The sequence below is a fragment of the Mycobacterium neglectum genome (genome assembly GCF_002591975.1).
GTDB classification, from domain to species: Bacteria; Actinomycetota; Actinomycetes; order Mycobacteriales; family Mycobacteriaceae; genus Mycobacterium; species Mycobacterium neglectum.
Window position 1 is genome coordinate 17262 of record NZ_NVQE01000011.1, and the last position, 22168, is coordinate 39429.

19 protein-coding genes are annotated in these 22168 nt (G+C 64.5%); 10 read left to right on the forward strand and 9 right to left on the reverse strand.

Annotated elements, in window-relative coordinates; all coding sequences use genetic code 11:
• Positions 1-37: 37 nt before the first annotated feature.
• From CSQ99_RS11045 to CSQ99_RS11055, 3 genes are all read left to right on the forward strand, one after another.
• Positions 38-442 (forward strand): YciI family protein, encoded by a 405-nt coding sequence (locus CSQ99_RS11045; protein ID WP_099039092.1) that lies wholly within the window; start codon positions 38-40, stop codon positions 440-442.
• On the forward strand, positions 439-1584 hold the full coding sequence (locus CSQ99_RS11050) for an RNA polymerase sigma factor (RefSeq protein WP_099039093.1): 1146 nt from the start codon (positions 439-441) through the stop codon (positions 1582-1584). Before CSQ99_RS11045 ends, CSQ99_RS11050 begins: the two co-directional genes overlap by 4 nt.
• Before the next feature lie 72 nt (positions 1585-1656).
• Complete coding sequence (locus tag CSQ99_RS11055) at positions 1657-2619, forward strand: tripartite tricarboxylate transporter substrate binding protein (protein WP_099039094.1); 963 nt, start codon at positions 1657-1659, stop codon at positions 2617-2619.
• Here CSQ99_RS11055 and CSQ99_RS11060 read toward each other — a convergent pair whose 3' ends face one another.
• Positions 2620-3288: a VldE C-terminal domain-containing protein gene (locus CSQ99_RS11060; RefSeq protein WP_176560976.1), complete on the reverse strand. Its 669-nt coding sequence runs from the start codon at positions 3286-3288 to the stop codon at positions 2620-2622.
• A 210-nt stretch (positions 3289-3498) separates the two neighbouring features.
• Here CSQ99_RS11060 and CSQ99_RS11065 point away from each other — a divergent pair, with 210 nt between their 5' ends.
• Entirely contained in the window at positions 3499-4818 is a 1320-nt protein-coding gene (locus tag CSQ99_RS11065) for an acyltransferase family protein (protein ID WP_099039095.1), read from the forward strand.
• On the opposite strand, the gene CSQ99_RS11070 is transcribed toward CSQ99_RS11065, so the two are convergent.
• Both CSQ99_RS11070 and CSQ99_RS11075 read right to left on the reverse strand, forming a co-directional pair.
• Positions 4815-7697: an MMPL/RND family transporter gene (locus CSQ99_RS11070; RefSeq protein ID WP_099039096.1), complete on the reverse strand. Its 2883-nt coding sequence runs from the start codon at positions 7695-7697 to the stop codon at positions 4815-4817. The two genes, CSQ99_RS11065 and CSQ99_RS11070, sit on opposite strands and share 4 nt — an antisense overlap.
• A 135-nt stretch (positions 7698-7832) precedes the next feature.
• Positions 7833-8483, reverse strand: coding sequence for a cutinase family protein (locus tag CSQ99_RS11075; RefSeq protein WP_099039097.1), 651 nt, complete (start codon positions 8481-8483; stop codon positions 7833-7835).
• 376 nt (positions 8484-8859) lie between these two features.
• On the opposite strand from CSQ99_RS11075, the gene CSQ99_RS11080 reads away from it, so the two are divergent.
• Positions 8860-10062: a DUF7159 family protein gene (locus tag CSQ99_RS11080; protein WP_099039098.1), complete on the forward strand. Its 1203-nt coding sequence runs from the start codon at positions 8860-8862 to the stop codon at positions 10060-10062.
• Positions 10063-10077: 15 nt separating this feature from the next.
• On the opposite strand, the gene CSQ99_RS11085 is transcribed toward CSQ99_RS11080, so the two are convergent.
• The 5 genes from CSQ99_RS11085 to CSQ99_RS11105 all read right to left on the reverse strand — a co-directional run bounded on the left by CSQ99_RS11085 (position 10078) and on the right by CSQ99_RS11105 (position 14958).
• Complete coding sequence (locus tag CSQ99_RS11085; RefSeq protein WP_099039099.1) at positions 10078-10518, reverse strand: DUF5078 domain-containing protein; 441 nt, start codon at positions 10516-10518, stop codon at positions 10078-10080.
• Between the two features lie 10 nt (positions 10519-10528).
• Positions 10529-10864, reverse strand: coding sequence for a DUF732 domain-containing protein (locus CSQ99_RS11090; RefSeq protein WP_099039100.1), 336 nt, complete (start codon positions 10862-10864; stop codon positions 10529-10531).
• On the reverse strand, positions 10861-13770 hold the full coding sequence (locus tag CSQ99_RS11095; RefSeq protein ID WP_099039101.1) for an MMPL/RND family transporter: 2910 nt from the start codon (positions 13768-13770) through the stop codon (positions 10861-10863). Before CSQ99_RS11095 ends, CSQ99_RS11090 begins: the two co-directional genes overlap by 4 nt.
• Complete coding sequence (locus tag CSQ99_RS11100) at positions 13767-14195, reverse strand: MmpS family transport accessory protein (RefSeq protein ID WP_099039102.1); 429 nt, start codon at positions 14193-14195, stop codon at positions 13767-13769. Before CSQ99_RS11100 ends, CSQ99_RS11095 begins: the two co-directional genes overlap by 4 nt.
• A 166-nt stretch (positions 14196-14361) precedes the next feature.
• Positions 14362-14958, reverse strand: coding sequence for a TetR/AcrR family transcriptional regulator (locus tag CSQ99_RS11105; RefSeq protein WP_099039103.1), 597 nt, complete (start codon positions 14956-14958; stop codon positions 14362-14364).
• 63 nt (positions 14959-15021) lie between these two features.
• Between CSQ99_RS11105 and CSQ99_RS11110 the strand changes: the two genes are divergently transcribed.
• From CSQ99_RS11110 to CSQ99_RS11120, 3 genes are read left to right on the forward strand one after another with little or no spacing between them, the layout of a single operon-like run.
• Positions 15022-15855 carry a mycofactocin-coupled SDR family oxidoreductase gene (locus tag CSQ99_RS11110; protein ID WP_099039104.1) on the forward strand — a complete coding sequence of 278 codons (834 nt, stop codon included), beginning with the start codon at positions 15022-15024 and terminating at the stop codon, positions 15853-15855.
• A 10-nt stretch (positions 15856-15865) separates the two neighbouring features.
• Positions 15866-17065 carry a cytochrome P450 gene (locus tag CSQ99_RS11115; RefSeq protein ID WP_099039105.1) on the forward strand — a complete coding sequence of 400 codons (1200 nt, stop codon included), beginning with the start codon at positions 15866-15868 and terminating at the stop codon, positions 17063-17065.
• 49 nt (positions 17066-17114) lie between these two features.
• The gene (locus CSQ99_RS11120; RefSeq protein ID WP_099039106.1) at positions 17115-17342 is read left to right on the forward strand and encodes a hypothetical protein; all 228 of its coding nucleotides are present in this window, start codon (positions 17115-17117) and stop codon (positions 17340-17342) included.
• Positions 17343-17406: 64 nt separating this feature from the next.
• Here the strand turns inward: CSQ99_RS11120 and fadD1 are convergent, their stop codons facing one another.
• Positions 17407-18984 carry a fatty-acid--CoA ligase FadD1 gene (gene fadD1, locus CSQ99_RS11125; protein ID WP_099039107.1) on the reverse strand — a complete coding sequence of 526 codons (1578 nt, stop codon included), beginning with the start codon at positions 18982-18984 and terminating at the stop codon, positions 17407-17409.
• A 135-nt stretch (positions 18985-19119) separates the two neighbouring features.
• Between fadD1 and CSQ99_RS11130 the strand changes: the two genes are divergently transcribed.
• Together CSQ99_RS11130 and CSQ99_RS11135 are read left to right on the forward strand one after the other, a co-directional pair.
• Positions 19120-20481 (forward strand): aromatic ring-hydroxylating oxygenase subunit alpha, encoded by a 1362-nt coding sequence (locus CSQ99_RS11130; RefSeq protein WP_099039108.1) that lies wholly within the window; start codon positions 19120-19122, stop codon positions 20479-20481.
• Positions 20475-22148: an FAD-binding protein gene (locus CSQ99_RS11135; RefSeq protein ID WP_099039109.1), complete on the forward strand. Its 1674-nt coding sequence runs from the start codon at positions 20475-20477 to the stop codon at positions 22146-22148. Before CSQ99_RS11130 ends, CSQ99_RS11135 begins: the two co-directional genes overlap by 7 nt.
• Positions 22149-22168: the final 20 nt, after the last annotated feature.

Sequence of the window (22168 nt, forward strand, 5' to 3'; positions counted from 1 at the left end):
CCACCACGGGCCGCCAGACGACGGAGGAGAAACGACAATGAAGTACTTGCTGCTGAAGCACTATCGCGGGGCCCCGGCGGCGGTAAACGACGTCCCGATGGACCAGTGGACACCGGCGGAGGTCGACGCCCACGTGCAGTACATGAGCGACTTCGCGAAGCGCCTGCAGGAGACGGGGGAGTTCGTCGACAGCCAGGCCCTGACCCCCGACGGTGCGTTTGTCCAATACGGCGGCGAGGGTCGCCCGCCGGTGACCGACGGTCCCTTCGCCGAAACCAAGGATCTCATCGCGGGCTGGATGATCATCGACGTCGAGTCCTGGGAACGCGCGGTCGAGCTGGCGGGGGAGTTGTCCGCCGCGCCAGGCGCCGACGGTAAACCGATCCACGAGTGGCTCGAGGTTCGGCCGTTCCTCACTGAGACGTCCAAGTTCACCGAGTGAACGAGTCGCTGCTGCGCGACCTCGTTCCCGCGGTGATCGGTGTCCTCGTCCGGCGCGGAGCAGACTTCGCGTCGGCCGAGGACGCCGTCCAGGAGGCGCTGATCCGGGCGCTGGAAACCTGGCCCGACGATCCACCGCGCGATCCGAAGGCATGGCTGGTCGCGGTGGCATGGCGCAAGTTCATCGACGTAACCCGTGCCGAAACATCCCGGCGGGCAAGAGAACTCGCCATGGAGGTCGAGCCGCCGGTCGGCGAGGTGCCCGCCACCGACGACACTCTGCGGCTCTACTTCCTGTGCGCGCACCCCACCCTGCCGGAACCTTCGGCCGTCGCGTTGACGCTGCGCGCGGTCGGCGGCCTGACCACGCGGCAGATCGCCACGGCGTACCTCATCCCCGAAGCGACCATGGCTCAGCGGATCAGCCGGGCCAAGCGAAAGATCGCTGGGCTACCGCTCGATGAGCCCGGCGACCTTCCGACGGTGCTGCGGGTGCTCTACCTCGTCTTCAACGAGGGCTATAGCGGCGACGTCGACCTGGCCGCCGAGGCGATTCGCCTCACCCGTCAACTTGTTGCTCTGACCGATGAGCCCGAAATCGCGGGCCTGCTCGCGCTCATGTTGCTGCACCATGCGCGCCGCGAATCTCGCACCGGTCCCGGCGGCCGCCCGGTGCCGCTCGCCGAGCAGGACCGAACACGTTGGGACACCACCCTTATCGCCGAGGGGGTGACGATTCTGCAGACCGCACTGGCCCGCGACCGGCTGGGCGAATATCAGGCGCAGGCCGCGATCGCCGCCCTGCACGCCGACGCCCGCAGCGCCGCCGACACGGACTGGACTCAGATCGTCGAGTGGTACGACGAGCTGCTGCGGCTCACCGACAGCCCGGTGGTCCGGCTCAACCGTGCGGTGGCGGTCGGGGAGTCCGACGGACCGCAGGCCGGTCTGGCCGCGTTGGTCGACGTGAGCCCCGATCTGCCCCGCTACATCGCGGTGACCGCGCACCTTCGCGAACGCGCCGGTGAACTGCAGCGTGCCGCCGAGCTGTATGCCGAGGCCTCCCGCGTCGCTGTCAGCGTTTCGGAGCGTGACCATCTCACCCGGCAAGCCGCGCGGGTGCGGCAACTGCTGCGGCCCTGACTGCGGACATCGGCGCACGTTGGTGTAAGTAGAGGGGGCGCTCACAAACCAATCAAGGAGTCCACACCCCCGATGATCAGATTCGCGCTCGGCGTCCTGCTGGCCGCTTCACTCACGCTGACGGGTTGTCAGGAACCCGAGCGAACTTCAGCGGGACAGGGCTATCCGGCCGGACCCGTCACGATGACGGCGGGAGCCAACCCGGGGAGTGGCTTCGACATCACGATCCGTGCGGTCGTCGAGGCCTTGGAAAAAGAACACATCGTCGATGTGCCGCTGCCCGTTGAGAATCGGCCGGGGAACAGCGGAGCAGATTTCCTCGCCACGATGGTGGAGCGGTACAAGGGCGACGAGAATCAGGTCTCGGTGACGTCGCTGTCGATGATGATGAACGAGCTGCTCGGCAAGTCGACGTACGGCTACGACGACGTCACGATGATCGCGCGCTTGATCACCGAGTACTACGTCGTCGTCACGCGGCTTGACTCCCCGTACAACAATCTCGACGACGTCATGTCGGGGATCAAGGCGGATCCCAAAGGTGTTGTGGTCGGCGCCGCCAACGACGATCAGGCACCCTTCGACCTGCTGGTGGCGGCGGCCGGGGGCGACGCATCGACCATCAACTACGTCCCCTTCGAAGGCGGCGGAGACCAGATCAAGGCGCTCGAGAGCGGCGAGATCAGCGTGGCGATCGGCGGTGTCAGCGAGTTCGTCGACCTGTTGAGCGCAGGAACCCTCCAACCGCTGGGGGTGTTGTCCGAGGAACGGCTGCCCGGCCTCGATGCGCCAACGGCCAGGGAGCAGGGCCTCGACGTCACCCTCTCGAACTGGCGGGGCCTTTACGGGCCACCGGAGATGCCGCAGGCCGCCGTCGAGTACTGGCAGGACGCGCTCGGCAAAATGGTCGAATCACCTACCTGGAAGCAGATCGCGAAGGACAGGCATTTCACCACGACGTTCATGGTCGGCGACGAGTTTCAGGCCTTCTTGGAGGAGACCCAGGCCGACGTCAAACAAGCACTCGCGTTGTGATCAGTTGTCCGGCAGCGGGCTCATGGAGCTGATGTAGTAGGTCTCATCGCCGGTGGCATATCCGCCGCCGGCGGTGGCGATGTGCACATGGTCGAAGTGGTTGGCAGTCTCGTTGCCGTAGTCCGCGGTCCAGCTCGGTGCGCCGATGCCGGGGTAGTAGCCCTGCCGCCAGATCACATGCAGGATGCCCCACCGCTCGGCGTTCGCCAACGCCAGCCCGGCGATCTGGTTACCGAGTTCGATGCCCTCTTCGCTGCTGTGGTTCGGGATCATGACGTCGATCGCCAAACCATTGGGATGCCACCTCAACGGATCCTGTCGATACCCGCCGATGGTGGTGATCTCGGGGAACATCACGCTGATGGCACGGGCCGCCCAAATGGTCCTGACCTGCAACCCGTTCTCGGGAGTGACGCCCTTCGGCAGCTCGAACGGGAGCTCGCGGGCGGCGGCTGGGGCACTCGCCGCGAGCAGCTCGGCCTCGGCGGGAATCGGGACCCGCGGCGCGGCCGGCGGTGCGGACTCGGGAGAGGACGGCGCTGCCGCCGCGGGCTCCGCGCTGCGTGGAGTATCGGCGTTCTGTGCGTACAACATGGCACCGGAGACCACCAACGAAACCACGACCGCCAACCAGCGGCCGCGGCCGTTAGCTAACAGGTTTCTCGCCACGGAAGAGCACTTTACTGTCGTCGCCGACGCGGTATCGCCTTCTTGGTGGTCTCGTAATGTTCTCTTAGGCCCGATGGCCTCGACGGCCAGCAAGTTCTACGCCCACGAAAACCCCAAAAGAGTCGCCGGTCCGGAGTGTTGGGTCGCCAACCGCCGCGAAGGCGTAGTACTACTCATCCACAGTCGCCCTCGGCACGGCATCCTGAACGCATGATGCTCACCAAGCCCGTGTCCGGTGCTGGCAAGGTCGCTGCCGAGACTCCCCCCGACCGCGACCGCGCTGTCGACGTCGCCCGGCTCGCCGCCCTTGTGGTCGTGATGTTCGGGCATTGCGCGCTGCTGCTGGCCACCATCGACACGGCCGGACTGCGGATCGGCAACCTGCTGGGCGAGATGCCCGCGATCGCACCGATCACGTGGATCGTCCAGGTCATGCCCCTGTTCTTCCTGGCCGGTGGCGCGGCAGGCGCCTATGGGTGGCATCAGAGCTCGTCATGGGGCACCTGGCTGTTCAAGCGAGCGCAGCGTCTGTGCCGGCCGGTGTTCTGGTACCTCGCCGCGTGGTCGATCGGCATCGCGGTGACCTATCAGCTCCTCGGAGCCGACTCCGCGGCAAGCATCGGACGCGAGTGCGTGGCGCTGCTGTGGTTTCTCGGTGTCTATCTCGTCGTGCTGGCCTTCGTGCCGGCGCTGACCCGCATGTCCACCGGCCGCGCCGTCGCCGTCGCGGTCGTCGCGCTGATCGCCATCTCTGCGGGGTTCGACGCGATCCGATTCGCCGTCGGCGCACCGATGGCGGGCGTGGCGAACTTCGTCATCGTCTGGCTGATCCCGATGGTGATCGGGGTGGCCTACGCGCGGCATCTGATCGGCCCGCGCGCGGCACTCGTCGCCGCCGCATCCGCATTCGTCGTGCAGCTCGTGCTCGCGGCCGTGGGACCCTACGAGGTCTCGCTCGTTGTGACGGGAACGGAGCGGATCTCCAACGTTTCGCCTCCGACGCTGTTGCTCGCGCTGCACTGCACCTGGATGTCCTTTCTGTTCGTGGCCGCCGCAGGCGCAATTCGGCGGTGGGCGCAGCGGCCCCGCGTCTGGTACGTCGTCGCGATGGGAAACGGGGGAGCGATGACGCTGTACCTCTGGCACATCCCCGCGATCGCGGTGGCCACCTTCACTCTGCACGCCATCGGCCTGGATGCGTATCAGGTTGACGCACCGTACTTTTGGGCGATACTTGCATTGCGGGCGGTGGTATTCGCGGTCGTGATGGCCGCCATGTTCTGGATGCTCTCACCGCTCGAGCATCGTCGACTCCCTTGGTGGGACGCGCCCGTCGCGGCCACCGGTGTCCGGTCGACCGCGGCAGGCCTGCTCATCGTACTGGCCGGCGTGGCTCTGGTGCTGCTGGCCAAGAACGGTCTTGGCGATCTTCATGGACTGATGACGCTCGGCTGCTTCATCGCGGCAACCGCCGCCGCGCGCATCTGCGCGGGGCCGAAACAGCAGTCGCCGCAACCGGTTACGGCCTAACGGTCGACGAGCTGCTGCTCCGGCGGTTTGGGCTTCGGCCACGGAACGGGCACCGGCCGGCTACGCACCACCTGCGGCCACCAGAACCACTTCCCCATCAGCGCCGCGATGGACGGGGTCATGAACGCGCGAATCACCAACGTGTCGAAAAGGAGTCCCATGCCGATGGTCGAGCCCATCTGGGCGACCACCGTGAGCTCACTGACGACCATCGAGATCATGGTGAACGCGAACACCAGCCCGGCTGAGGTGACGACCGATCCACTCCCGCCCATCGCGCGGATGATCGCGGTGTTCACCCCCGCGTGGAGTTCTTCCTTCAACCGCGCGACCAGCAGCAGGTTGTAGTCGGCGCCGACGGCCAACAGGATGATCACCGCCATGGCCATCACCATGAACTGCAGTTCGATGCCCAACACGTGCTGCCAGATCAGCACCGAGAGGCCGAATGATGCGCCCAGCGACAACACGACGGTGCCGACGATGACCGCGGCCGCGACAACACTGCGGGTGATGATCAGCATGATGGTGAAGATCAGCGCCAGCGCGAGGATGGCCGCGATGAGCAGGTCGTAATTGTTGCCGTCCTGCATGTCCTTGAACGCCGCGGCGGTCCCGCCGAGGTAGATCGTGGAGCCCTCCAGCGGCGTGCCCTTGATCGCCTCCTTGGCCGCATGCTTGATCGCCTCGATGCGGTCGATACCGTCGGCGCTGAGCGGATCTCCCTCGTGCTGGATGATCATCCGGACCGCATGGCCGTTCGGCGAGATGAAGCTGTCCATGCCCCGCTTGAACTCTTCGTTGTCGAAGATCTCCGGGGGCAGATAGAACGTGTCGTCGTTCCAGGAGTCGTTGAACGCGTCGCCCATGGCGGACTGGTTCTCCGACATCGCGGCCTGCTGATCCTGCATGCCGCCCTGGGTGGCGTGCATCGTCAGCATCATCGTCTTCATCGTCTTCATCGACTCGATCTGCGGCGGCATGAGCTCCAGCAGTTGTGGCATCAGCGCATCGAGTCGCTCCAGGTCAGGAAGCAAATCCTGGACGGCCTGGGTTGTCGTGTCGACACCGTCGATCGTGTCGAACACCGACCGCATCGACCAGCAGAGATTGATGTTGTAGCAGTGCGGTTCCCAATAGAAGTAGTTGCGAATCGGGCGGAAGAAATCGTCGAAATTCGCTATGTAGTCTCGCAATTGGGCGACGTCGACGGTCATGTTGCGGGTTTTCTCGACCATGCTGTGCGTGGTCGCGCTCATCTCGCCCATCAGGTTCGACATGCGGGTCATCGTGTCGATGGTGACCTGCATCTCGTCGGCCTGCGTGAGCATGTCGCCCATGCGGTCCTGTAAGTACTTGCGGTTCAGGTCCTGGCCCACTCCACCCAAACTCATCTGCGCCGGAATCGTGCTGAACTTCACCGGTTTACCGTCGGGGCGGGTGATCGCCTGGACCCGCCCGATGCCCGGCACGCGGAAGATGGCCTTGGCGATCTTGTCGATGACGATGAAGTCGGCGGAGTTGCGGAGGTCGTGGTCGCTCTCGATGAGCAACAACTCGGGGTTCATGGTCGCGGGAGAAAAGTGGCGTTCCGCTGCCGCGAAACCCAGGTTCGCAGGAAGGTCGGGCGGCAGGTACTTGCGGTCGTTGTAGTTGGGCTGATAGCCGGGCAGGGTCAGCAGGCCGATGAGGGACAGCGCGACGGTCGCGAGGAGGACCGGGCCCGGCCAGCGGACGATTGCGGCACCGATCTTTCGCCAACCGCGAATGCGCATGGCGCGCTTGGGTTCCAGCAGACCGAATCGGCTCGCCACGGTGATGATCGCCGGCCCCAACGTCAGCGCGACCAACACGCCGGTGGCCATACCCACGGCCAGCGGCACGCCCAGAGTCTGGAAGTACGGCAGCCTGGTGAAGCTCAGACAGAAGGTGGCGCCCGCGATCGTCATACCCGAGCCCAGCACCACGTGCGCGGTGCCGTGAAACATCGTGTAGTACGCCGATTCTCGGTCCTCACCGAGCGTGCGCGCTTCCTGATACCGGCCTATGAGAAATATGGCGTAGTCCGTCGCCGCGGCTATCGCGAGCGTGACAAGCAGGTTCGTCGCGAACGTCGACAACCCGATCAGCTCGTGATAGCCGAGGAACGCCACCACACCGCGCGTCGCCGACAGCGTCAGAACCACCATCACGATGACGAGCAGCACAGTCCGTATCGATCGGTAGACGAGCAACAGCATCGTGATGATCACCGCGAAAGTGACCATCTCGATGATCCGGATGCTGCGGTCGCTCGCGATCTGCTGGTCGGCAATCAGCGCCGAACCACCGGTCACGTACACCTTCACGCCCGGCGGGGGCGTCATCCCGTCGACGAGCTGGATGACCTGCTCCACGGACTCGTTGGACAGCGCCTCACCCATGTTGCCCGCGAGATACACCTGCACGTATGCGGCTTTACCGTCCGCGCTCTGCGCCCCGGCCGCCGTGAGCGGATCGCCCCAGAAGTCTTGAACGTGCTCGACGTGTTTGGTGTTGGCTTCGAGTTCGGCGACGAGTTCGTCGTAATACTCGTGTGCCTCGGCGCCGAGCGGCGCGTCCCCTTCGAGGAGGATCATCACCGCGCTGTCGGACTTGTACTCCTCGAAGACCTCGCCGACCTTCTTCATCGCGATCACCGACGGCGCTTCGGCCGGGCTCATCGAGACCGACCGCATCTGGCCGACCACCTCGAGCTGCGGAACGGTGACGTTCAACAGGGCGACGATGACTACCCAGCCGATGATGATCGGGACCGAAAAGAGGCGGATCCACCTGGCGATCCCGGTGCGGCGCTTCTGCTCGTGCGGCGCGGCGGGGTCGCGGGTCGGAGCGCTCATCGCACGGTCATCAGGCGCGACGGGACACTTGCGCTGAAATGCCCAGCTTGAACACAGTTGGGCACTTCGCGGAGCTCCTCCCTAGATTGTTAAGCTTGCCTTAGTTCCTACCAGATCAGGGCTGCTAGCGGCCACTCACAGCCGCCCCACAGCGAACGAAGCCGCCTGATCGACCAATCCCGTCCGGACGTATGCGCCGTGGGCGCCCCAGTCCCGCCCGCCTTCGGAACAAATCGGATCGTTGGGCACACACATCTCGACGGTCTTTGCGGCGTAGAGAGGACCAACGCCGGGGAGCGGGCCTGGCGACAGTGAATCCGCGAAACTGCTCCTCGGACCGCCGAACAAGGCAGCCGCGGCGACGTGGTCGGCGACCGCCGATGGCATTGCGGCGGTGGCCAGATCGACCACGGCGGCGCCCTGGGAGTAGCCGCCGAGCACCATCCGCGTATTCGGACAACTGGCGGCCATCGACTGCACATGAGCGCTCACATCGTCACGCCCGGCAGGTGTGCTGCTGCTGAAATCGCGACTTGCGGGGTAGTTGACCGCGTAGACCCCGACCGAACGCGCGCCGAGTTGTGAACGCAGTGAGTCGACGAATGCCTGCCCGGTCCCGCCGACGCCTGGCGGTTCGGTGGTGCCGCGCGCGAACACGACCTCGACGTCGGGACAGGGTGCCGCGGCGGCGGGCCCAAGGGCGATCAGTGGGATCGGCAGGGCGGTTGCTGTCAGTCCGAGAAGCCCGAAAATACGCGATATGCGCAATAACCTGGTCATACCCATACGTCGTTTCGCGGTCCCGAGATGTCACATCGGGTGTGATTAGCCGACCTGTAAAACTGACGCGCTCGTTAACACCGTGCCTACCAGCAAATAAATGCGAGGTGCGCATGGGGATTTCCGTGACAGCCGGGTCTGTTGTGCTTGGTGATCTGGAATGAACTTCAGGGGACCAAAGTGGCGCCTGTTTCGGGTCACGACGTTCCTCGTCCGATCAATGGCCTGGTAATACGGCGCGCGGTGCGGCGATATATGCCATAGCGTGTGAATTGTCGCAGGTCACCTCGACTGCGTCAGGCAGGAACAAGCAAATGATGTCCGGTTAGCTTCGCGGGGGCGCGCGGCGGCCAAGGTTCGCCGACGAAGGTGGTGGGCAAGCGTGGAGACAGTGCTCGGACTGTCCGTGACGTCCAACAGTGTCGGCTGGGTGCTCCTCGACGGACGCGGCACCGAACCGGCGACCCTCGACCACGACGTCTTCGACGTCTCGGTGAGTCCGGTCGATGACGGTGACATCGCCACGTACGTCGCCGCCGTCCAAGGGGTGCAGGCGATCGCAGCGACGAGCGGCCACGAACTCACGTCGATCGGCCTCACGTGGACCGCCGGCGCCGCCGCGACGGCCAACCTGCTGCTGACGTCGTTGCCCGACCTGGGTTTCGAAAAGGTGGTTTCCGTGCGACTTTCGGAGGCCGCCGCAACGTGGGCGCAATTGTTCGACGCTGCACTCGGATTTGGGAAGGCGGTGTGCGTCGTCGAGCCGTCGGCCGCGACGCTGCTGTCGTTCGGGTGCGGCGCGGTGCACACTTCCGCCACCCAGATACGGGAAAGTGACGACGGCCTGAGCCGGTGGCTGAAAGACGCATTCGACGTCAACCATCTGGACCCTGAGCATCTGTTCCTCATCGGTTCGCGCGGAGACGTCGGACTGATCTCTGAGCGGCTCAGCGAGACGCTCGGCATGCCGGTCGTGACGTCGAACGAAGCCCAGTTGATCCTCGCGAGGGGTACCGCGCTGATGGTCGGGTCGAACGCCGAGACGGTTGTCGTGCCGTCATCCGGTGAGCTACCTGCGGCCCGAAAGTCAACTGCTGCTGGAGCTTTGGGGCGCAAGCTGGCGTGGTTCAGCCCGCCTGCCCGCGCCGCCGTCACGCTCATGGCCGGCGTAGTTGCGCTGTTCGTGCTGGGCCCCATGCTCCTCAGTCAGCCGGAATCCCCGTCGACGGAGGATCAATCGGCAACCAATCCGTCGGGGACCTCGGTGGTCATCCAAGCGGTTCCGGCATTGCCCTTGCCGCCACCGGCGAAAGAAGTCGTCAAGCGGATCATGAAATCGGCACCGACGCCCATTGCTTCCCGCGTATCGGCGCCACCCGTCGCGGAGGTGAGCGCACCGGAGGCGACCGCCGCCGAAGGGCTGACCGTACCGGCCGAGGTCCCACACCTGCCGGCCGAAGGCACGCCGCACCTACCCGGGGCGGCTCCGGGACTCGCGGCGGAGTTGCCTACCGCCCAGGGTGCTCCCGCGCCGACAACGCCTACGCAGGCAGCGCCTGTTCCGGTGTGGAGCGCTCTCCCGTAATCGGGCCGCTAGCGGTTACCAGGTCCAGACGGATGGATCATTCGGCGGGTAGTTCATGCAGACGTCCGTCGCGTGCGCGACGACGCCCTTGTTGTTGAAGAACAACTTGGCCCAGTTGCCCCAACGGGTTGCCATGAACTCGTAGTAGACGTTCGTCGCGGTGTTCTCCGAATACTGCCTGCGACCCGCGTAGTCCAACGAGAAGAACCAGTAGATGCGGTTGCGGGCGCCGGTCTGTACGTCCAACGGACGGTTCTTGTAATCGATCATGTACCGCTCGTAGTACACCGGGTCGGTGTCGCGCGTGGCGGCCATGTACTGGTCGACGGTGCACGGGGTCTTCATGATCCGATTCGGGATCGGGTACTCGTCGGTGGCGTCGGCCCCGGCAACGCCCGGGAAAATCATCGCCGCGCTTGCCAACGCGGCTGCCGCCATGCTCGCTTTGCGTAACATCTCGTTCTCCTTACTGCTGCGCCGTTTGGGCGGCGAGAATCGGCAACTTGTCCGGGCAGTAGAGGCGCAGAGCGCCACCCAGGAACTGGTATGCCTGCTGGGTGGTGCTGTCCAACACGAGCTGATCATGAATGAACTTGGCCGAATCTGCCGCAGTCACGTCAACGCCCCTGTTCAACCGCTTGCACGTGATCTTGGCGATCCAGGCGTTGAAATCCTTCTGCCCGTAGATGCCGTATGTGTGCAGCTCGTTGGTGAAATCGGTGTCAACGTCGGCCTGCGCGGGCGCTGCCGACAGCAGTGCTGCGGCGGCGAGCGAGATCCCGACTCCCAATAGACGTTTCACTGCTGTCCTCCCTCATCCCCGACATGGGCCAACTGCTGCGGCGGCTTGGGCCACGGCGAGGGCACTGGCCGTGCCCTTACTCGCTGTGGCCACCAGAACCACTTACCCATCAATGCTGCGATGGACGGTGTCATGAACGACCGAATGACTAGCGTATCGAACAACAGGCCCAGCCCGATGGTGGTTCCGACTTGTCCGATGACTGTGAGTTCGCTGACCGCCATCGACATCATGGTGAAGGCAAACACCAGGCCCGCAGATGTGACCACCGATCCACTGCCGCCCATGGCCCGGATGATGCCGGTGTTGATGCCCGCATGCAGCTCTTCTTTGAGCCTGGACACAAGTAGCAGGTTGTAGTCCGCGCCGACGGCCAACAGGATGATGACCGACATCGCGAGCACCATCCAGTGCAACTCGATTCCGAGAATGTGCTGCCAGATGAGCACCGATAGCCCGAATGAGGCGCCCAGCGAGACCACGACCGTGCCGACGATGACCGCTGCGGCCACCACGCTTCGCGTGATGATCAACATGATGACGAAGATCAGGCCCAGCGAGGCGATCGCCGCGATCATCAAGTCGAAGAGGCTGCCGTCGGACATGTCTTTGAACACCGCCGCCGTACCGGCCAGGTAGACCGTTGATCCTTCCAGCGGCGTGCCCTTGATGGCTTCCTTGGCCGCCTGCTTGATCGCATCGATTCTCTCGATGCCTTCCGGCGTCATCGGATCACCGTCGTGGGCGATGATGAATCGCACCGACTTGCCGTCCGGCGAGATGAAGTTCTCCATGCCCTTCTTGAACTCGGCGTTGTCGAAGACCTCCGGTGGGAGATAGAACGAGTCATCGTTCATCGAGGCGTCGAATGCCTCGCCCATCGCCGACGAGTTGTCCTGCATCGCGGCCATCTGGTCCTGCATGCCCTTTTGGGTGGCATACATCGTCAGCATCATGGTCTTCATGGTCTTCATGGTCTCGATCATGGGCGGCATCAACGTGACCATCTGAGGCATCAGCTGATCCAGACGCTCCATGTCGGGGATCAGCTGCTGGATGTCGTCGGTCATGATGTCGACGCCGTCGAGGGTGTCGAATACCGACCTCAGCGCCCAGCAAACCGGGATGTTGTAGCAGTGCGGTTCCCAGTAGAGGTAATTGCGGATGGGCCGGAAGAAGTCGTCGAAATTCGCGATGTTGTCCCGCAATTCGGCCACATCGACGGTCATGTCCTTCATCTTGGTGACCATCGAGTGCGTAGTCGCCGCCATCTCCGCGGTGAGCGCGGACATCTTCGTCATGGTCTCGATGGTGGTGTTCATCTCGTCGGCCTGGACGAGCATGTCCGCCATTCGGTCCTGCAGATACTTCTGATTCATCTGCTGGGTGGTGCCCTGCATGCTGATCTGGAACGGGATCGACGTGTGTTCGATCGGCTTACCGTCGGGCCGGGTGATGGCCTGGACCCGTGAGATGCCCGGCACCCGGAACACGGCCTTGGCGATCTTGTCGATGACAAGGAAGTCCGCGGAGTTGCGTAGATCGTGGTCGCTCTCGATCATCAGCAGTTCGGGGTTCATTCGTGCTTGGGAGAAGTGCCGATCGGCCGCCGCGTATCCCTCGTTCGCCGGCAGGTCAGCGGGCAGGTAGTTGCGGTCGTTGTAGTTGGTGCGATACCCGGGCAGGGTCAGCAGACCGACCAGTGACAGCGCGATGGTCGCGACCAGGATGGGGCCGGGCCATCGCACGACGGCAGCGCCGATCTTGCGCCAGCCACGCACCCGCAACGCACGCTTGGGCTCGAGCAGATTGCCGAACCGGCTTGCGACCGTGATGATCGCGGCGCTGAGCGTGAGCGCGGCCAAAACCCCGACCGTCATGCCGATCGCCAGCGGGATACCGAGCGACTGGAAGTACGGCAGCCTGGTGAAGCTCAGGCAGAAGGTGGCGCCTGCGATGGTGAGGCCGGAGCCCAGCACCACGTGGGCCGTCCCGTGATACATGGTGTAGAAGGCCTGTTCACGGTCCTCACCTGCGGCGCGGGCCTCCTGATATCGGCCGATGAGGAATATCGCGTAGTCCGTACCGGCGGCGATGGCCAATGTCACCAGCAAGTTGGTGGCGAAGGTCGAGAGGCCGATGATCTCGTGGTAGCCGAGGAAGGACACCACACCGCGGGCCGCGGCCAACTGCAGCACGACCATCACGAGGGTCAGCAGCACGGTGATGATCGACCGGTAGACGAGCAGCAGCATCACGATGATCACCGTGAAGGTGACGAGCTCGATCATCTGCATGCTTCGGTCGCCGGCGATGTGCTGGTCGGCGGCCAGTGCGGCCGGACCGGTGACGAACGCCTTCACGCCCGGTGGCGGCTGCATGCCGTCGACGAGGGTCTGGACGGCTTCGACCGACTCGTTGGCCAGCGCCTCGCCCTGGTTACCCGCGAGGTAGACCTGGACGTAGGCGGCCATACCGTCGTTGCTCTGCGCGCCGGAGGCCGTCAGCGGGTCGCTCCAGAAGTCCTGCACGCTCTGGACGTGCTTCGTGTCGGCTTCGAGCTTCTTGATCATCTCGCCGTAGAAGGCGCGCGAGTCCTCGCCGAGGGGCTTGTCGCCCTCCAGGACGATCATGGCCGAGCTGTCTGAGTTGAACTCCTCGAATACCTGACCGACGCGTTTCATCGCGATCATCGACGGCGCGGAATCCGGGCTCATCGAGACCGCGCGCATTTGCCCGACCGTTTCCAGCTGGGGCACAACCACATTCACGACGGCGATCAAGGCGATCCAGATCAAGATGATCGGGATCGCGAACGCGCGGATCATCCGGGGGATGAACGGCCTCGCAGCGTGCTTGGCTGGCGGAAATGCGTCGGTGGGTGCGTCGCTCGTTGGTGCACTCATGCGGACTTAACAAAGCAGAAGGTTTGCGCGTTCAAGCCGTTCGAAGTTCTTTCGTCTTTGATTTCGTCGTCGACGGTGATGCGGCAGGTGATCGAGGATCCGTCACCCTGCGCGACGATGTTCGGTGCGGCCGACGGGGCAGTGGTCTGCAACGTCAGCGACCACGGCAAGCCGGCGCCGTCGATGCGCTGTGGTTTGGCGTCGAGGTCCAGGTAGTTGATGTCCGCGTATGAGCCCGAACCGAAGATCTCGTATTTCACGACCTTGGGGTCGAAGGGCTCGGGGTCATCGGCGAAGACCTTCGGGGTCACGATGATGCCGTCGGCCCCGAAGAAGGTGCGGATGCGGTGGACCGTGAATCCCGCGACAGCCACCACGATCACGATGACGAGCGGAATCCAGATTCTCTTGGCGAGGCCGATCACACCGATCGCCCCCGACCCTTGCCACCCATATTTATGCGCCCTCGAGTTTCGTCCGGTGTCTGTACTTCACCTGTGCATAACTTAGCCCGTATAAGTTCTCACTTGCCACAGGTTATCTCAAGTTTTTGTGCTGCTGCCCACCACCGTTGCGGCCATGTGATCTGGGTCACGACGAGGGCATTTCGAAGCGCTCGAGGTAGTGCTTTACGAAGGCTTCGGCCTCGCCGTGGCCGCGGGTGATGCCGAGTCCACGTTCCAGCAGCACGATCCGTGCCAGGCTGGTCACGATCATAGACATCACCACGGGCGGAAAGGCCGCCATGTCGACGCCGTGTGCCCGCATCGCCAACGTCACCGCGCTTTCCTCCACGTCACCGAAACGCTGCGCGTAGGCGGCGATCTCACTGCGGATTTCCTTGCGGTGATTGGCCAGCGCCATGAACTCCATGAACAGCCGCGCGCCGTGAGTGCTGTTGAGCTGCCACAGCGCGTGAAGGGGCTGGTCATCGGCGAGGGCCTGGCGCTGACGAGTCAAATTGGTCTCGGCGCCGTCGCGCAGCACGGCCAGGAACAGGTCGTCCATGCTCGGGAAGTAGTAGTGCACCAGTGCGGGCTTGACGCCTGCCTTGGCCGCCACCCGCCGAGACGTCGCCGCGGCGTAGCCCTCCTCAAGCATTACTTGGGCAGTCGCCCTGATGAGCGCATCGCGTGTCGCGGACGTGCGTCCACCTCTTGACCGTTCACCAGTGGTGCTGCTAGACATGGCCGCAGTCTAGATGTTGGGCGATCGCCCAACAATGGGTTTGCGACATGGAGGAGCGTCTGGATGGCCGGTCGGGTGGCGGGGAAGGTCGCGTTCATCACCGGGGCGGCGCGCGGCCAGGGCCGCAGTCACGCGGTGCGGTTGGCCCAGGAGGGCGCCGACATCATCGCGATCGACATCTGTCGCGGTTTCGACGACTCGACGGCGCCGGCCGCCACGCCCGAGGACCTCGCCGAGACCGCCGACATGGTGAAGAACCTCGACCGTCGCATCGTGACCGCCGAGGTCGACGTCCGCGATTACGACGCACTGAAGGCCGCACTCGACAGCGGGGTCGAACAACTCGGTGGGCTCGACATCGTCGTGGCCAACGCGGGCATCGGCACCACCGGGGTCAAGTTGCACAAGATGCGCGAGGACATCTGGGACGAGACCATCGACATCAACCTCGGGGGAGTGTGGAAGACGGTCAAGGCCGCGGTACCGCACCTGCTTGCCCGCGGCAGCGGCTCGGTCATCATCACCAGTTCGGTCGGCGGCACCAAGGCCTACCCGCAGGTCGGCCATTACATCGCTGCGAAACACGGTGTCGTCGGTCTGATGCGGACATTCGCAGTCGAACTCGGCGCCAAGAACATCCGCGTCAACACCGTGCACCCGACCCATGTGTGCACCCCGCTGCTGATGAACGAGTCCACCTATCGGCTGTTCCGTCCCGACCTGGAGAACCCCGGACCCGACGACCTGGCGCCGATCTGCCAGTCGTTCCACTTCCTGCCGATCCCGTGGGTGGAACCGGTCGACATCAGCAATGCGGTCCTGTTCCTGGCCTCCGACGAAGCCCGCTACGTCACCGGCGTCACCCTGCCCGTCGACGCCGGCAGCCTACTGAAATAGGGGATTTCGCGTGACGACCACCAACGACACCGCGGTTTACTACGACCCCTATGACGTCGACATCGTGGCGAGCCCGTATCCGACCTACGCGCGACTGCGCGACGAAGCGCCGCTCTATTACAACGAGCGCTACGACTTCTGGGCGTTGTCGCGGTATGTCGATGTCGAGAAATCCCTGAACAACTGGGAGACCTTTTCCAATCAGCGCAGCGACATCCTCGAACTGGTGAAGTCCGACTTCGACATGCCCAAGGGCGTGATGATGTTCGAGGATCCGCCGATCCACAGCATGCTGCGGGGCTTGATGGCGCGTGTGTTCACGCCGAGGCGAATGGCCGAGATCGAGGACCAGATTCGCCGCTACTGCATCAATTGCCTTGACCCCCTTGTTGGTTCGGACAGCTTCGATATCGTGGCCGAACTCGCTGCGATGATGCCGATGCGGGTGATCGGCATGCTCTTGGGCATCCCCGAGTCCGACCAGGTCGGGTTCCGGGACCGCAACGACGCCAATCTGCGGACCAAGCCGGGCGCACCGATGAAGGTCGCCAAGGCCGACGCGATCGCCGACGGCCGGATGTATGCCGACTACGTCGAGTGGCGCTCGAACAACCCATCCGACGATCTGATGACCGCGCTGCTCAACGTCGAGTTCACCGATGAAGAGGGCGTGACACGCAAACTTCATCGAAAAGAAGTGCTGCACTACACCCAGGTGGTCGCCGGGGCGGGCAACGAGACCACGGGCCGGCTCATCGGATGGCTCGCCAAGGTGCTGGCCGAGCACCCGGATCAGCGCCGCGAGGTCCACCGCGACCGATCGCTGCTGATCCCCGCGATCGACGAGACGCTGCGCTTCGAGCCGACCGGCCCGCACGTAGCCCGTTACATGGCAAGGGATTTCGAGGCATACGGCCAAACCGTGCCCGCGGGGGCTGCGATGCTCCTGCTGTTCGGGGCCGCCAATCGCGATCCGGCGCGCTACGAGGATGCCGATACCTTCAACATCCACCGCGGCGGATCGCACCTGACCTTCGGCAAGGGTCTGCACTACTGCCTCGGCGCCAACCTCGCCCGGCTCGAGGGACGCGTCGCGCTCGACGAGTTGCTCAACCGGTGGCCGGAGTGGGGCATCGACTACGAAACGGCGCAGCTGGCACCGACATCGACGGTTCGCGGCTGGGAGCGGCTGCGCATCCTCGTGAACTGATCTGCACCCATGCCGGTTTAGAACTACGAGCTTGGGGCAAGCAATATGCATGTCAAAGCTACTTCGTACGGCGATCGTCGCGGCTGTCTCCGCCCCGATCGCGGCACTCTCGGTGGTTACCGCGGCCAGCGGTGCGGCGCAGCCCCTCAACTGCCCGCCAGGGCAGTACTGGGACCCGGGAACCAACACCTGCAAAAATTCAGTGCCGCTGAACTGTGCGCCGGGGCAGTATTGGAATCCGATCTCGAACCTCTGCCGGCCGCTGGGGCAGGTCTAGTGCCTGGGCGATTTGTGGAGTTGTAGCCGCGGTGAGCGCGGCTGCGGCTCCACAGATCGCTTATTTAGGCGCGCGAGTAGCGGGTACCGCGCGGCTCGCGGACCCAGAGTTCACCGCCGCCGGGCGTCGGACCCTGGGCGGCGAGTTCGCGCTTGAGCACCTTGTGCGTGGCGGTCGTCGGTAAGTCGCGCGCAATCCGGACAAACCGGGGCCACGCCTTGGGGGAGAGGTCGGGCTGCGCCGCGAGGAATGACTCGAAGCTCGCGGGTGTGAGCGCGGCGCCATCGTTGAGCACGACCGCCGCCATGATCTGGTCGCCGACGTTCTCGTCAGGCACCGCGTACACGGCGACGAGGTTGACGTCGGGCAACCGGATGAGGATGCGTTCGATCGGGGCGGCCGCCATGTTCTCGCCGTCGACGCGTAACCAGTCGCCGCTGCGTCCTGCGAGATAGATCCAGCCGTCGGCGTCTCGGTAAGCCAGGTCCCCGGACCAGTACATGCCGTGGCGCATGCGTTCGGCGGTCGCGTCCTCGGCGTTGTAGTAACCGGTGAAGAAGCCCTGCCCGTCGGTGTTGACGAGTTCGCCGATCGCTTCCTCGGCGTTGATCAGTGCACCGTCGGCGTCGAAGCGCGCAGGCAGGCATTCGGTGACGGATTCGGCGTTGTAGATCGCGACCCCCGGAAACCCTTTGCCCAGTGAGCCTTTCGGCGTGCCTTCTTCGCGGGTGATGATGACCGCGTTCTCGGTGGAACCGAAGCCGTCCCACACTGTGCAGTCGAATCGCCGCTGGAACGCCTCGATATCCCGGTCGCTGGCCTCGTTGCCGAACGCGATGCGCAACGGCGTGCGTGCGTCGTCGGGGTGTTCCGGCGTCGCAAGAATGTAGGCCAGCGGCTTGCCGACATAGTTCATGTAGGTGGCGTCGTAGCGACGGATGTCGTCGATGAAGTTCGATGCCGAGAACTTCGCGGGCGCCATCGCCGCACCCCTGGCGACCGCGACACCCCAGCCCGCCACCAGGGCGTTGGAATGGAACAGCGGCATCGACAGGTAGCAGGTGTCGTCCTCGGTGACCTCGAACTTCTCGACGAGGGCCTGACCCGACATCAACACCATGAAGTGCGACACCCGCACCGGTTTGGGGTTGCCGCTCGTCCCCGAGGTGAAGATCAGCATGTAGGTGTCCATCGGATCGACCTCGCGCAATGGCGTCAGTTCGCCCGCGGTTTCGATCATGCGCGCCCAGTCGTCGGTCGAGGTGTCGGCGACACGCACCCCGTCGAGATCGAGTCCGTCGAGCAGCGACCGGTGCTCGCCGTCGGTCACCACGATCTGACAATCGGCCCGCCGGATGTCGGCGGCGAGCGCATCACCCCGTCGCGTCGAGTTGATGCCGCACAGCACATAGCCCCCCAGCGCTGCGGCTGCCATCTGATTCAAGAATTCCGGCGTGTTACCCATCAACACCCCGACGTGCACCGGGCGGTCGGGATCGAGCAGCGAAAGCAGCGCGGCGGCGCGAGCTGACGCATCGCAAAGGTGCTCACGCCATGTCCAGCTGTCGTCGCCGTATTTCACGGCGGTGGTGTCTGACGTCAGGCGCTCGCGCAGCAATTGCTGGATGGTCTCGCTTGGCATGCTGGTAGTTCTAGCATCCGTGCCACTCCGCCGTTCTGCGGCAGCCCGCTCGATGACTCGAGACGGCCCCGGGCCCGAATTGCTATTTTTGCTAAGATACGAAAACTGGCCGCCGGGGCGTGATGGGGTGAGCACATGACCGACGTGGAGTGGACACCGCTCCCGGTGCCGTGGGCCGTGCGCAGCGCGGACCGCATCCCCAAACAGCGCTACTACGACCAGGACTTCTATGCGCTGGAGACCGAATTGTTCTGGCCGCGGGTCTGGCAGATGGCGTGCCGCCTCGAGGAGATCCCCAAGCCCGGCGACTTCGTCGAATACGAGATTCTGGACCAGTCGATCATCGTCGTGCGCGTCGACGTCGACACCGTGCGCGCCTATTACAACTCGTGCCGCCATCGCGGAATGAAACTCGTCGAGGGCTGCGGGTCACGCCGCACCTTCGTGTGCCCGTTCCACGGATGGTGTTGGGGGCTGGACGGCAAGAACACCTTCGTGCTGCGCTCGGAGATGTTCGACGACGCGAACCTCGACGCCTCCGAACTCGAGTTGACGCCGGTGCGGTGTGAGCTGTGGGGCGGTTGCGCGTGGATCAATCTCGACGACGAGGCACCACCGCTGCGCGACTGCATCGAACCGTTCGCGTCCCGTCACGATGAGTTCAAGGTGGAGGCGCTGCGCACCGAGTGGTGGAAGTCGTGCCTGCTGCCGGTGAACTGGAAGCTGGCGACCGCGGCCTTCATGGAGGGCTATCACGTACCGCAGACGCATCCGCAGCTGCTGCCGTCGGCGTACAGCCCCGATTCGTCGCACACGCATCCGGTCGTGCAGGCAAGCCTGTATTTCATGCGGACGCTCGGATCCGGAATGGGCGGTATGACCCATGAGAACGACATCCGGATCGCCGAAGGGCTGCAACACATGTCGCTCCCGGACGATCCGGCGCAGGCGATGGCGACATGGCGCGGCGCGGTAAACGACGCGGTCACCAAGTGGCACAGGGCCCGCGACTGCGACTTCCCCGACCTCAACGACCTGGATCGCCGCAAAGCGATTGATGCGATCGGGTTCTGCTTCCCGCACTACTTCATCCTGCCGCAGTACAGCAGCGCGTCGTCGTATCGGATACGGCCGCTCGGCCCGGAGGAGACGCTGTTCGAGGTGTGGTCGCTGACCCGCTACCCGAACGACCAGGCGCCGGGCAGGCCCACCGCACCCGAGCCGCTCGCCCCCGACGATCCGAGCTGGCCGATGATTCCCGCCCAGGATTTCTCGAACCTGCCGCGGCAGCAGAAGGGCTTGCACGCCAAGGGGTTCGAGTACATGCGGTTGTCGAATCAGATCGAGGGGTTGATCTCGAACTTCGAGCGGGTCATCGACGGCTTTCTCGCGGGCTTGCCGTACGAGAGCCTGGTGCCGGCGATTCAAAAGACCAACACGACGATCGACGTGCCCGTCGCAGACCTCGGGCTCTCGGAGAAAGTTCCTACATGGTGAATTGGGATGCGTCCGTCGACCTTCTGATAGCGGGGAGTGGCGGTGGCGGGATGGTCGCTGCGCTGGCCGCGCTCGACTCCGGGATCGAACCCCTGGTCGTCGAGAAGCAGGACCTCGTCGGCGGGTCTACCGGAATGTCCGGTGGCATGGTGTGGCTGCCGAACAACCCATTGATGCGCGCCGACGGAATACCCGACACCCACGAGGACGGCCTGGCCTACTTCGATGATGTGGTCGGCGACATCGGGGAAGCTTCGTCGGCCGCCCGCCGTGAGACATTCTTGACCGCAGGCAGCGACATGATCAATCTGCTTGTGCACAAGGGTGTTCGACTTGTGCGGTGTCCGGGCTGGAGCGACTACTACCCGAACCACAAAGGTGGCAACGCGGCCGGGCGGTCGGTCGAGGGTGTGCCGTACAACGCCGCCGAGCTCGGAGACTGGAGTGACAAAGTCCAGCCGTCGATGGCGAAGAACTACGGGTTCGTCGTCAAGACCAACGAGTTACGCGCCGTGCAGTACTTCAACCGTTCGCCACGGGCGTTCGCCACGGCCACGCGAGTATTCCTGCGCACCAACCTCGCGAAGCTCCGACGCCGTGACCTGATGACCAACGGTGCGTCGCTCATCGGTCAAATCCTGAAGGCGCTGCTCGATTTCGGCGGCGAGCCGCCCATCTGGACCAACGCCGCGGTGGACGACCTGATCGTCGAAGACGGTCGCGTCGTCGGCGCCCGGGTGACGCGCGACGGCACGACGATGAACGTCGAAGCCCGCAAGGGTGTGCTGCTGGCCGCGGGCGGGTTCAGCCGCAATGCGGACATGCGCCGTCAGTACAGCGGCGACCAGCCCAACGAGGGCACGTGGTCGATCGCCAACGCCGGCGACACCGGCGAGGTGTTGCAGACCGCGATGGCGCTGGGGGCGAAGACCGACCTGCTCGATGAAGCCTGGTGGCTGCCAATGGTCTTCATCCAAGATCCGGGGGCGGCGTCACTGGGTTCCGGGCGCCAGCGTCCCGGCGCCATCTACGTCGACAACACCGGCAAGCGGTTCTGCAACGAGTCGAACTCCTACGTCGAGGTCGGCAAGGCGATGTATGCGAACAAGGCGGTGCCCTGCTGGCAGGTGTTCGATGAGGGCTATGTCCGTCGCTACGTGTCGGGGGCGAATCCGCTGAAGAGGCGCAGCCTGTCAGAGGCGTTGATCGAACAGGGTGTGGTCAAGCGGGCCGACACGATCGCCGATCTGGCGCGGCAGATCGACGTGCCCGCAGGCGCCTTGGAATTCACGGTCAATCGGTTCAACGAGCACGCCGCCAAGGGCCTTGACCCCGACTTCGGGCGCGGCCAGTCGGCGTACAACGTTTGCCTCGGCGACCCGGGATACAAACCCAACGCCGCCGTCGGTCCGCTCGACGCGGCCCCGTATTACGCGACCAGGGTGTTGCCCGCCGACGTCGGCACCTGCGGGGGAGTGATCACCAACGAGCACGCTCAGGTGCTCAACGAGCGTGATCAAGTCATCGAAGGCCTTTATGCGACGGGCAATATCACCGCGACGGTGATGGGTCGCAACTACCTGGGCGCGGGCGGCAGCATCGCGAACACGATGATCTTCGGTTACGTCGCCGCCCGCCACGCCGCTGGGGCGGATTTGGCGCGCTGACGCACCGCTGCGGTCGGTTT